This window comes from Micromonospora sp. NPDC051141, assembly GCF_044455765.1.
In the GTDB taxonomy this organism is placed as follows: Bacteria; Actinomycetota; Actinomycetes; order Mycobacteriales; family Micromonosporaceae; genus Micromonospora.
In genome coordinates, this window is the sequence record NZ_JBITFD010000008.1 from 65256 (window position 1) to 78053 (window position 12798).

Below are 12798 nucleotides of genomic sequence, written 5' to 3' on the forward strand. Positions count from 1 at the left end.
CTCGCGAGTAGCCATCTACGCTGAAAATCGTCTACGCGCTAGAGGGATGATCGGACGAATTCCTCCGTCCGAGGTACCAGGGGTCGTCCCCCCTTCGGCTCGACCCGGATCGATCCTCTTCCGGTCGAGAGATTGAGCTTTATTCTGCTTCCAATGTGAAGTCCTGGGGGGGATCAATGGTCACATTCGTCGATTGCTGCTGCGCGCCCACCGTCAGTGGAGCACATCCCGTTTCCTGATGGCAGAGACGATGATCATCAATCGTTTCAGCGCGGTCGCAGCGGTCCACGGTGGCCGTCCGGCCCTGCTCGGCGAGACCCACGAGGTCGGTTACGCCGAGTTGGCCGAGACGGCCGGGGGGTACGCTGCCGTGCTCGTCGCCGCCGGTTTCCGGCCCGGCGACCGCATCGCGCTGCTCACCGCGCACGGCGCGCCGACCGCCGCCGCGCTGCTCGGCACGCTGGCCGCCGGCTGCGCGTACGTGCCGCTGGACCCGGGTTTCCCGGTCGCCCGGCTGCGACACATGGTCGCCGCCGCCGACGTCACCGCCGTGGCCTGCGCCGCCGAACACCGCGAACTGGCCCTGACGGTGACCGACGGTCGTGCCGTGGTGCCCCTGGACGACGTGCCGCCGGCCCCGCTGCGCCCGGTGCCGGTCGACCCGGACGCGCTGGCGTACGTGCTGTTCACCTCCGGCTCCACCGGCGTGCCCAAGGCGGTCGGGCAGACCCACCGCAACCTGGCCCGCGTCGTCGACAACCAGATCGACGCGCTCGCCGTCGGCCCGGCCGACCGGCTCAGCCTGCTCGCCTCGTTCAGCTTCGACGCCGCCATCCCGGACCTCTACCCGGCGCTGCTCACCGGCGCCGCCGTCGTCCCGGTCGACCTGCGCCGGCACGGCCTCGCGTACGCGGTGGAGCAACTCGACCGGCACGGCGTCACCGTGCTGCACTGCACGCCGACCGTCTACCGCTTCCTGCTCGACACGCTCGACAATCGGCGGCTGGCCACCGTGCGCGCGGTGCTGCTCGGCGGGGAACAGGCCACCTGGGCCGACGCGGCCCGCGGCCGGGACCGGTTCGCCGGCGACTGCGTGCTGGTCAACGGCTACGGCGCCACCGAGATGACGTTCGCCGCCCGGCACGTGCTGCCGCTGTCCGAGGTGGACCCGGCGACGGCCGGGCCGCTGCCGATCGGCCACGCGTTCCCCGGCTACCGCCTCGACCTCGACCCGGGCACCGGCGAGATCGTGGTCCGCAGCCGGCACCTCGCCCCCGGCTATCTCAACCAGGACAGCGACCGGTTCGCCACCGACGCCGACGGGACGCGCTCGTACCGCACCGGCGACCTCGGCGCGCGGCTGCCCGGCGGGGAACTGGTCTGCCTGGGCCGGCTCGACCGGCAGGTCAAGGTGCGCGGGCACCGGGTGGAGCTGACCGAGATCGAGACCGTGCTCGCCGCCCAGCCCGGCGTCGCCGGGGTCCGCGCCATCGCCCGCGACGGCGAGCTGCTCGCGTACGCCCGCCCGGCCGACGCCCGCCCCGACCCGGCGGCGCTGCGCGCGGCGCTCGCCGCCGCGCTGCCCGACTACGCCGTGCCGCGTGCGGTGGTCGTGGTGGACGAGTTCCCGCTCACCGTCAGCGGGAAGGTCGACGAGCGGGCGCTGCCCGATCCGGTCGTCGAGGTGCCCGCCGGGGCGGCGCCGGCCACCGACACCGAACGCGTCGTGCACGACATCTGGTGCGCGGTGCTGGGCCGCCCGGCGGTCGGCCGCACCGACAGCTTCTTCGACGTGGGCGGGCAGTCGCTGCTGCTGGGCCGGGTGCAGCAGCAGATCGCCGAGCGGTTCGGCGTCCGGCTGCCGATGCTGCGCCTGTTCGACCACCCGACCGTGGCCACCCAGGCGGCGCTGCTCGACGCGCCGCCGGAGGCGGTCCGCGCCCCGGTGCTGCCCGCGCCCGCCGCGCCGGTCAGCGCGTCCCGCGAGTACACCGGCGACGAGATCGCCGTGGTCGGGATCGCCGGCCGGTTCCCCGGCGCGCCGGACGTGGCGACGTTCTGGTGGAACCTGTGCACCGGGGTCGACTCGGTGCACGACCACACCGACGAGGAGCTGGCCGCGCTCGGCATCGGGCCCCGGCTGCGCGCCGACCCCCGGCACGTCCGCGCCGCCGGCCGGCTCGACGGGGTGGCCGACTTCGACGCCGAGTTCTTCTCCTTCGGCGCCGACGAGGCCGCCCGCACCGATCCGCAGCACCGGCTCTTCCTGGAGACCGCGTGGGAGGCGCTGGAGGACGCCGGGCACGATCCGCAGCGCTTCCCCGGGCTGGTCGGCGTCTACGCGGCCACCTCCGCCAACCGGTACTTCCTGTTCCACCTGATGGACAACCCGGCGGTGGTCGGCGACGTCGACCCGGACGACTGGGAGGCGCGGCTGGTCGGCCGGCAGTTCCCCGACCACCTGCCCGGCCAGGTCGCCTACCGGCTCGGCCTGACCGGGCCGGCGCTGGCCGTGCAGAGCGCCTGCTCCAGCTCGCTGGTCGCGGTCTGCCTGGCCGCGCAGAGCCTCGCCGACTACCAGTGCGACCTGGCGCTGGCCGGCGGGTCCACGGTGATGTGGCCCCGGCACCGGGCCACGCCGGGCGGGCTCGCCTCCCCCGACGGCCGGTGCCGTGCCTTCGACGAGGCCGCGGAGGGCTCCGGGTTCGGCTCCGGCGCAGGCGTGGTCGCGTTGCGCCGGCTCGCCGACGCGCAGGCCGACGGCGACCGGATCTACGCGATCCTGCCCGGGTGGGCGGTCACCAACGACGGCCCGGACCGGGCCGGTTTCGCGGTGCCCGGCCCGGCCGGGCAGGCCGCCGCCGTGGCCAACGCGCTCGCCACCGCCGAGGTCGCCCCGGGCGAGGTCCGCCTCGTCGAGGGGCACGGCAGCGGCACGCCGCTCGGTGACGCCATCGAGGTGGCCGCGCTGCACGAGGTGTACGCCGGCGCCGCGCCGGCCGAGACGTGCGCGCTCGGCTCGGTGAAGACGAACATCGGCCACCTCGACGCCGCCGCCGGCGTCGCCGGGCTGATCAAGGCGGTGCTGGCCGTCCGGCACGGCGTGATCCCGCCGAACCTGCACTTCACCCGCCCGCACCCGGAGATCGACCTGGCCGCCGGCCCGTTCTACGTGCCCACCAAGGCCCGGGACTGGCCGGACGGCGGACGCCGGGTGGCCGGCGTGAGCGCGTTCGGCCTGGGCGGCACGAACGCGCACGTGGTGGTGGAACAGCCGCCGCCGGTCGAGCCCGCCGACCCGCCGGGGGAGGGGCCGTGGCTGCTGCCGGTCTCCGCGCGTACGCCGGCGGCGTTGCGGGCCGCGCTGGTCCGGTTGCGCACCCACCTGGCCGGCACCGCGCCGGCACTGCCCGAGGTGGCCGCCACGTTGGCGCTCGGCCGCCGGCCGTTCGCGCACCGGGCGGCGGTGGTCGCCGCCGACCTGCCCGCCGCGTTGTCCGCGCTGGACGTGCTGCTCGACACCGACGCCCGGATCGCCGGAGACGCCGGACCGCTGCGCGAGACGGCCGCCGACTGGGTGGCCGGCCACGACATCGACTGGGACGCCCTGCACCCCGAGGGCACGGTCCGGCGTACCGGGCTGCCCACCTACCCGTTCCAGCGCCGCCGGCACTGGATCGACCCCGTGCAGAGAGGTCCGCGGTGAACTGGTTCGCCTCCACCGGAAGCCGTCCCGAGGCGCCGGTGCAGTTGTTCTGCCTGCCGTACGCAGGCGCGGGCGCCAGCGCGTTCCGGCACTGGCCGGCCGCGTTCGGCCCCGACGTCGAGGTGCTGCCGGTGCAGTTGCCCGGCCGGGAGAAGCGGATCAGCGAGGACCCGCACTTCACCGTCGCCGAGGTCACCGACGCCATCGCCGCCCGGGCCGACCGCCCGTACGCGATCTACGGCCACTCGATGGGCGGCCGGCTCGGGTTCGAGGTGGTCCGCGAGCTGCGCCGCACCGGCCGTCCGCTGCCGCTGCGGCTCTACGTCGGCGGCGCCCGCGCGCCGCACGTCACCGAGCCGGGCGGCTTCATCGGGCTGTCCCGGGTCAGCGACGACGAGCTGCTGCGCCGTCTCAGCGACGGCGGCGGCCTTCCCGCCGAGGCGTTCAACCACCCGGAGCTGCTGGAGCTGATGCTGCCGTTGCTGCGCGCCGACTTCGGCCGGGTGGACGACTACCGCCACGTCCCGGAGGATCCGCTGCCGGTGCCGATCGTCGCGTTCGGCGGCGACGCGGACGCCGCGGTCAGCCGCGCCCAGACCGCCGGCTGGGGTGAGCACACGGCGGCCGGGTTCACCATGCACGAGCTGTCCGGCGGGCACTTCTTCCTGCACGACCGCCTCGCCGAGATGGCCGCGCTGATCCGGGCCGACCTGGCCGCCGCAACCGCCGCACCCGGTGCCGCGACCGCCGCGCCCGGTGCCGCGCCGACCGCGCCCGGCGGCCCGACCACCGCCACCGGCACCTCGACCACCGCGCCCGGCGTCGCTGCCGCCGGGCCCGGCACCTCGACCGCCCGCGCCGGTACCCCGGACGCGGGTCCGGGCCCGGTGCGCGCCGTCGGCCGCGGGACCGCCGGCGGTGCGCACCGGGTGCCGCTCGGGGACACCGGATGGTCCGTGTGGCGCGACGCGATGCTGCGGACCACCGGTTTCCCCGCCGACGGGCTGGTGGCGCTGAGCGCGCCGCGGGCTGCCGCCGCCGCCGACGCGCTGCTGGCCACCGGCACCGGCGAGGAACGGTTCGACACGGAGTTCGACGAGGCGGTGCGCGCCGGCGCCGCGCGGCTCAGCGCGTGGGCCGCCGACCCGCTGCTGCGCGAGGCGGTCACCTGGCAGAACCGGGGCGCCCTGGTCGCGTTGGACGGGCTGGCGCGTGGCGGCGCCGACGCGCCCCGCAACGTGCGGCGACGGGACCGGGAGCGGGCGCTGCTGAAGTACTGGCAGCGCTACTGCGGCAAGAACGAGACGGTCGGCTTCTTCGGGCCGGCCTGCTGGGTCACCATCGACCCCGACCAGCCGGAGGTTGCCCTGGTCAACCCCGGGAAAGGGCTGACCGGGCGACGGTGGGTGTGGTTCGAGTCCTGGGCGCTGGCCGCGTACGCCGAGCGAATCGGCGCGGACCTGGCGGTCCGCCGCTGGTGGCCGCCGACGCTCCGGCCGCACCTGGCGATCCGGGACCGGGACGTGCTCCGGCCCGGCCGCCCGCCGCTGACGCTGACCCCGGTCGAGGCGGCGCTGCTGCGGGCCGCCGACGGCCGTCGTCACGCCGCCGCCCTGGTCGCCGACCCGGCTATCGGGCTGCGCCGGCCCGAGGACGGCTACGCGCTGCTCGACCGGCTGGTGGAGCGGGAGCTGATCACCTGGGACGCGGCGCTGCCGGTGAGCCCGGACGCCGAGCGGGTGCTGGCCGTGCGGATCGTGGCGATCGGTGACGAGCCGGCCCGCGCCGCCGCCCGCGCCGGCTTCGACCGGCTGTGCGCCGCCCGCGACGCGGTGGCCACCGCGGCCGGCGAGCCGGACTCGCTGCGCGCCGCGCTGGACGCCCTCGACGCCACGTTCACCGAGCTGACCGGCGTGCCGGCGGTGCGCCGCGCCGGCCAGATGTACGCCGGCCGCACCATCTGCTACGAGGACACCGCCCGCGACCTGGACGTGGTCTTCGGCGCCCCGCTGCTGGCCGAGTTGGCCGCCCCGCTCGACGTGCTGCTGCGCGCCGCCCGGTGGCTGGCCAACGCGCTCGCCGACGCGTACCTGGCGGTGCTGCGCGGCCTCCACGACGAGCTGCGCGCCGAGTCCGGCGGCCCGGTGGCGTTGGCCGACCTCTGGTTCCTGGCCCAGGGCCTGTTCTGGGGCGGCGGCGAACGGCCGGTCGACGCGGTCGCCGCCGACTTCGCCGCCCGGTGGGCCGGCCTGTTCGGCCTGGACACGCTGCCCGCCGGCACCACCGACGTGCGGCTGCGCGCCGCCGACCTGGCTGGGAAGATCGACGCGGTCTTCCCCGGCACCCGGCCGACCTGGTCGAACGCCGCGATGCACAGCCCCGATCTGCAGATCTGCGCCGCCGACGAGGCGGCGCTGCGGCGCGGCGACTACACCGTGGTGCTCGGCGAACTGCACGCGGCCTGGTCCTCGTTCGACTGCGCGGTCTTCACCCCGTCGCACCCGGACGTCGAGCGGCTGCGCGCCGCGCTGGCGGCGGACCTCGGTGAGCGGCGGGTCCGGCTGCTGTTCCCGGCCGACTGGCCGCGCCGCACCAGCCGCACCGCCGAGTCGCTGACCGGCCCGACCGACCGGCAGCTCGCCTTCCTCGACGCGCCCGGCGCGGACCCGGCCCGGGTGCTGCCCACCGTGGACCTCACCGTCGACGACGTGGCCGGCGAACTGGTCGCTACCGCCTCGGACGGGCAGCGCTGGCCGCTCGCGGAGATCTTCGCCGAGCCGTTCAGCGCGCACGCCGTGGACGGCTTCAAACTGGTCGCCGCCGCGCCGTACACGCCACGGATCACGGTGGACCGGCTGGTGGTGGCGCGGCAGACCTGGCGGACCACGGTCGGCGAGAGCGGCCTGGCCGCCGTCACCGGCGAACGGCAGCGGTTCCTGGCCGTGCGCGACTGGCGTCGCCGGCTCGGGCTGCCCGAGCAGGTCTACGTCAAGCTCGGCACCGAGACCAAACCGTGCTTCGTGGACCTGGCCGCGCCGGGGTTCGCCGCGATGCTCTGCGCGCTGGTGCGCGCCGCCCGGGTCGACGGCGGCGACGACGTCTCGCTCACGGTCAGCGAGATGCTGCCCGAACCGGAGCAGGCGTGGGTGCCCGACGGCGCGGGGCGTCGCTACTTCAGCGAGCTGCGCCTGCATCTCACCGACACCGGAGCGCTCGGCGCCGACAGCGGAGTGGAGGACGCGCGATGAGCCATCTGCTGCCCTTGGGCACGACCGGTTGGTCGGTGTGGCGGGACGTGGTGCTGCGGACCGCCGGGTTCCCGGCCGCCGGTCTGGACCGGTTCGCCGCGCCCGGGTGCGCGGTCGCCGCGGACGCGCTGCTGGCGGGCGCGAGCAGCGCCGAGGTGTTCGACAAGACGCTGGCTGAGGCGTTCGCCGAGTCGTCCGCGGTGGCCGGTGAGCTCGCCGCCGACCCGCTGCTGCGCGAGGCGGTCACCTGGCAGAACCCGGACATGCTGATCGCGTTGGACGGCCTGCTGCGCACCGACCCGCAGGTGCGCAACGTGCGCCGGCGCAAGCGCGAGCTGAGCCTGTTGCGCTACTGGCAGCGCTACTGCGGCAAGGCGGAGACCATCGGCTTTTTCGGCCCGGTCTGCTGGGGCACGTTCGACCCGGCCGTGCCCGGCGTACGGACCGTGCCGGGCGCCACGCTGGTGCGCCGCCGCCGGGTGTTCTTCGAGGCGTGGGCGCTCATCGCGTACGCCGACCGGCTCGCCGACGACCTGGCGGTGCGCCGCTGGTGGGCGCCGGCGCGGCAACCGCACCTGACCGTGGTCGGGCGGGAGCTGCGCTGGCCGCTGCACCCGCCGATCGCGCTGACGCCGGTCGAGGCCCGGCTGCTCGCCGCCGCCGACGGGCGTACCCCGGCGGTCGAGCTGGCCGAGCGGCTGTGCGCCGAGGGCGTGGTGCACGGCGTCGACGACGTCTATCTGCTGCTGGACCGGTGGGTGGAACGCGGCCAGTTGAGCTGGGGCGCGAACCTGCCCATCGCCCCGGACGCGGAGGACGTGCTCGCCGCGCGGATCGCCGCGATCGGTGACGAGCCGGTGCGCGCCGCCACGGCGGCCGAGTTCGACCGGCTCCGCGCCGCCCGCGACGAGGTGGCCGCCGCGGCCGGTGACCCGGACCGGCTCGGCGCCGCGCTCGCCGCGCTCAACGCCGGGTTCACCGCCGTCACCGGCCGCCCGGCCACCCGCAACAGCGGGCAGATGTACGCCGGCCGCACGATCTGCTACGAGGAGACCGCCCGTGACCTGGACTTCCAGGTCGGCGCCGCGGTCACCGAGGCGCTCGCCGAGCCGCTCGCGATGGTGCTGCGCACGGCCCGCTGGTTCACCGTCGAGGTCGCCGAGCGCTGCGCCGGGCTCTTCACCGAGCTGCACGAGGAACTGGCGACCGGCGACGAGCCGGTGCGGCTGGCCGACCTGTGGCTGCTGGCCCAGGGCACGCTGATCGCGTCGGACGGCCCGATCGCCCGCGCCGGCGCGGAACTCACCCGCCGGTGGGCCGAGCTGTTCGACCTGCGTGACCTGCCCGCCGACCGGGCGGAGCTGCGGGTCCGCGCGGCGGACCTGGCCGGGCGGGTGGCGGAGCTGTTCCCGGCGTCCGGGCCCGGCTGGCCGTCGGCCCGGCTGCACAACCCGGACGTCCAGCTCAGCGCCGCGTCCCCGGAGGCGGTCGAGCGGGGCGACTTCCTGCTCGTGCTCGGTGAGCTGCACCCGGCCACCGTCGCGTTCGACAGCGCGGTGCTCAGCCCGTTCCACAGCGACCCGGCGGCGCTGCGCGCCGACCTCGACGCCGACCTGGGCCCGGTGCGGCTGCGGGTGCTCTGGCCGGAGAGCTTCCCCCGGCGGACCACCCGCACCACGTACGCGCTGACCGGCCCGGCGGACCGCCAGCTCGGCATCGACACCGCGCACGGCGCCGACGCCGACCGGCTGGTCCCGGCCACCGCGGTGCTGGTGGAGCGCGCCGGCGACCGGCTCACCGCGGTCTTCCCCGACGGCGCCCGCTGGCCGCTGATGGAGGTCTTCGCCACGCTGCTCGGCTCGCTGCTGCTGGACGCGTTCAAGCTGTTCGGCGCCGCGGCGCACACGCCCCGGATCACCATCGACCGGCTGGTGGTGGCGCGGCGCACCTGGCGCACCACGGCCGGCGCGTGCGGGCTCGGCGGTCACGCCGACGAGACCGCCCGCTACCTGGCGGTACGCCGTTGGCGGGCGGCCACCGACCTGCCCGAGCGGGTGTTCGTCAAGATCGGCACCGAGATCAAACCCTGCTACGTGGACCTGACCGGCCCGCTGTACGCGCAGTCGCTCTGCGCCATGGTGGACGCCGCGCTGCGCACCGGCCCGGACGTGCCGGTGGTGGTCTCCGAGCTGCTGCCGGCCCCCGACGAGGCGTGGGTGCCCGACGCCCGGGGCCGCGGCTACGTCAGCGAACTCCGCCTCCAGATCACCGATCCGGCCGAGCACCTGGGAGCACACCGGTGACCCACACCCTGACCGTCAGCGCCGTCTCCGGGCCGGACCTGCCCTGGCCGGACGCCACCCTCGCCGACCTCATCACCGACCGGGCGGCCCGCGTCCCGGACGCGGTGGCGGTGCGCCAGTGGGACACCCGGCTCACCTACCGGCAGCTCGTCGACCGGGCCGCCGGGGTGGCCGCCGTCCTGCGCGCGCACGGCGTCGGCCGCGGCGACCGGGTCGGGGTGTGCGGCGCGCGTACCCCCGACCTGGTGGTCACCGTGGTCGGCGTGCTGCTGGCCGGCGCCGCGTACGTGCCGCTGGAGCCGGGCGGCCCGCGCGACCGGCTGCGGGAGATCGTCCGCGACGCGGACATCCGGGTGGTGGTCGGCGACGCGGCGGCGGCCGAGTTCGGCGACGAGCCCGGCGTCGAGGCGCTCGGCCTGCCCGGCCCGGCCCCGCTCGCGCCCTGCCCGGCCCGCCCCGGCGACCCGGCGTACGTGCTGTTCACCTCCGGCTCCACCGGCCGCCCCAAGGGCGTGCTCACCACGCACCGCAACGCGGTCCAGTTCGTCACCGGCATCACGGCGCTGACCGGCGCGGACGCGTCCACGCGCAGCCTCGGCATCGCCTCGCTCGGCTTCGACGCGGCCACCATGGACCTGTTCGTGCCGCTGATCCTCGGCGGCGCGGTGCAGTTGCTCGGCGCCGACGACCGGGCCGACCCGGTGCGGCTCGCCCGGTTCGTCGCCGCGCACGGGGTGAACTGGGGGTTCGTCACCCCCACCGTGCTGGCCCTGCTCGACCCGGCGGACCTGCCGTCGTGGCAGGTGCTGCTCTGCGGCGGCGAGGCGGTCCCGGCCGAACTGGCCGCCCGCTGGGCGCCGGGCCGGCGCTTCCTCAACGGCTACGGCCCCACCGAGACCACCGTGCTGGTGCTCCTCGGCGACCTGACCCCGGCCGACGTCGACCCGGCGCCGATCGGCCGGCCGCTGGCCAACCACCGCGCGTACGTGGTCGACGCCGACCTGCGGCCGGTGCCGCCGGGGGAGACCGGTGAGCTGCTGATCGGCGGGCCGGGCCTGGCCGACGGCTACCTCAACCGGCCCGGCCTGACCGCCGAGCGGTTCGTGCCCGACGCGTTCGGCGCGGTCCCCGGCGAGCGGCTCTACCGCACCGGCGACCTGGTCCGGCAGGCGCCGGACGGCCGGATCGTCTACCTCGGCCGGGCCGACCGGCAGGTCAAGGTGCGCGGCCAGCGCATCGAGCTGGGCGAGATCGAGGCGGTGCTGGCCGACCACCCCGGCGTCGAGCGGGCCGCCGTGGAGGCGCTGCCCGGCCCGGCCGGCACCGAGCTGGTCGCGTTCCTCACCCCGGCCGGCGCGCCGGACGACGACGCGCTGCGGGCGTACGCCGAGCAGCGGCTGACCACCGCGATGCTGCCGGCCCGGACGATGCGGCTGGCCGCGCTGCCGGCCAGCCCGGTCACCGGCAAGCTGGACCGGTCCGCGCTGCGCGAGCTGGCCACGGCCGCCGCGCCGGCCCGCGACGTGTCCGACGACGTGCCCGAGGACGGCGACCCGGTGGCGGCGGCGGTCCGGCGGGTCTGGACCCGGCTGCTCGGCGCGGCCCCCGCCCCGGACGCCGACTTCCTCGCCGCCGGCGGCAACTCGATCGCCGCGATGCGGCTGGTCGCCGCGCTGCGCGCGGAGACCGGCCGGCAGGTGGACACCCGGGTGCTGTTCACCGACCGCACGTTCGCCGCGCTGGTGGACCGGGTCCGGGCCGCCGACCCGGCCGGCGGCGACGAGCTGACCACCGGCAACCCGCCCACGCTGTCGCCGCCGCAGCGGCGGCTGTGGTTCATGGACCAGCTCGCGCCGTCCAGCGCGCCCTACAACATCGCGGTCGCGCACCGGCTGCGCGGGCCGCTCGACACCGGCGCGCTCGGCGCCGCGCTGCGCGCCGTCGCCGAGCGCCACGACGTGCTGCGCTGGCGCATCCCGCAGCAGGGTGGCGTGCCGTACGCGGTGCGCGAGGAACCGACCGACGTGGCCGTGCCGGTGGTCGACCTGACCACCGCCGCCGACCCGGACACCGAGCTGGCCACCATGCTCACGGCCGGCGCCGGGCACGCGTTCGACCTGGCCACCGGCCCACCCTGGCAGGTCACCGCCTACCGGCTCGCGGCCGAGGAGCACGTGCTGGCGGTGACCGTGCACCACGCGGTCTTCGACGGCTGGTCCGAGGCGCTGCTCTACGACGAGCTGGCCGCCGCGTACGCCCGCGCGCTCGGCCGGCCGACGCCGGGCCGCCCGCCGCTGCCCGCCACGTACGCCGACTACGCGGTCTGGCGGGAGGAGCGGGACCGGCGTCGGGGCGAGGCCGACCTGGCCTGGTGGACCGGGCACCTGGCCGGCGCGCCGACCGTGCTGGAGCTGCCCCGCGACCGGCCCCGCCCGGCCGTGCAGACGTACGCCGGCGCGGAGGCCGCGGTCCGGCTGGACGCCGCCGCCGACCGGGCGGTACGCGACCTGGCCGCCCGGCGCGGCACGACCGTCGCGGCGGTGCTGCTGGCCGGCTTCGGTGAGCTGCTGCGCCGGCTCACCGGCGGCGACGACCACGTGCTCGGCGCGATCGTCGCGGACCGGCGGCTGGCCGCGTTCGACGAGGTGATCGGCTTCTTCATCGACACCGTGCCGGTGCGGGTGCGCGCCGGCGGCAGCTTCGCCGCGCAGGTCGACCGGTGCGCCGCCGAGCTGCACGAGGTCACCGCGCATCCGGGCGCACCGCTGGAACGCCTCGTCGAGGCGCTCGGCGTCGGCCGGGACACCTCCCGCGCCCCGCTGGTGCAGGTGCTGTTCAACGTGCTCAACTTCGTCCCGCCCCGGCTGGCGCTGGCCGACCTGACCGTCGAGCCGGTGCCGGTGCCGAAGCCCGGCTCGCCGTTCGACCTGACCGTCTACGTGGTGGAGTCCGACGGGCGGGCCGGCGTCGAGGTGGTCTACAACCCGGATCTGTTCGACGGCGACCGGATCACCGCGCTGCTGGCCGACCTGACCGCCCTGGTCGGCGCGCTCGCCGCCGCCCCGGACGCGCCGGCCGGCGAGGTGGCCCCCGAGCTGCCCCGCCCGGCGGTCCGGGTGGCCGCGCTGGGCGCGATGACGGTGGCCGCCGCCGAGCCGGCCCGGGCGCCGCTGCCGGTCGGGTCGGACGCGCTCACCGGGACCGAGGAGCTGATCGCCGGCATCTGGCGGGACGTGCTCGACCGGGAGACGGTCGGCGTCACGGACAACTTCTTCGACATCGGCGGCCACTCGATGGCGCTCGCCGCCGTGCACGCCCGGCTCGTCGAGGCCACCGGCCGCTCGATCACCATGCTCGACCTGTTCCGCCACCCGACCGTGCGGGCGCTCGCCGCCAGCCTCGACGGCGCCGCCGACCGGCCGGAGCTGGCCCGCGCCGCGATGCGCGCGGCCGCCCGGCGGGGCCGCGCCCGCCGTACCCCGCCACCCCGCCGACCGCACCAGCCGTGATGCCGCAACCCCTTGTGAATGAAGGACCTCCC

The 12798-nt window shown here is 76.7% G+C and carries 4 protein-coding genes; all 4 read left to right on the forward strand.

What is annotated here, in order from left to right:
- Nucleotides 1-238: 238 nt before the first annotated feature.
- The 4 genes from ACIA6B_RS16975 to ACIA6B_RS16990 are packed head-to-tail and all read left to right on the forward strand — an operon-like array spanning nucleotide 239 to nucleotide 12766.
- Entirely contained in the window at nucleotides 239-3706 is a 3468-nt protein-coding gene (locus tag ACIA6B_RS16975) for an AMP-binding protein (protein WP_396774266.1), read from the forward strand.
- Nucleotides 3703-6954 carry a thioesterase domain-containing protein gene (locus ACIA6B_RS16980; protein WP_396774268.1) on the forward strand — a complete coding sequence of 1084 codons (3252 nt, stop codon included), beginning with the start codon at nucleotides 3703-3705 and terminating at the stop codon, nucleotides 6952-6954. The genes ACIA6B_RS16975 and ACIA6B_RS16980 overlap by 4 nt, the downstream gene beginning before the upstream one ends.
- Entirely contained in the window at nucleotides 6951-9257 is a 2307-nt protein-coding gene (locus ACIA6B_RS16985; protein WP_396774270.1) for a lantibiotic dehydratase, read from the forward strand. The genes ACIA6B_RS16980 and ACIA6B_RS16985 overlap by 4 nt, the downstream gene beginning before the upstream one ends.
- Nucleotides 9254-12766 (forward strand): amino acid adenylation domain-containing protein, encoded by a 3513-nt coding sequence (locus tag ACIA6B_RS16990; RefSeq protein WP_396774272.1) that lies wholly within the window; start codon nucleotides 9254-9256, stop codon nucleotides 12764-12766. The genes ACIA6B_RS16985 and ACIA6B_RS16990 overlap by 4 nt, the downstream gene beginning before the upstream one ends.
- Nucleotides 12767-12798 lie beyond the last annotated feature (32 nt).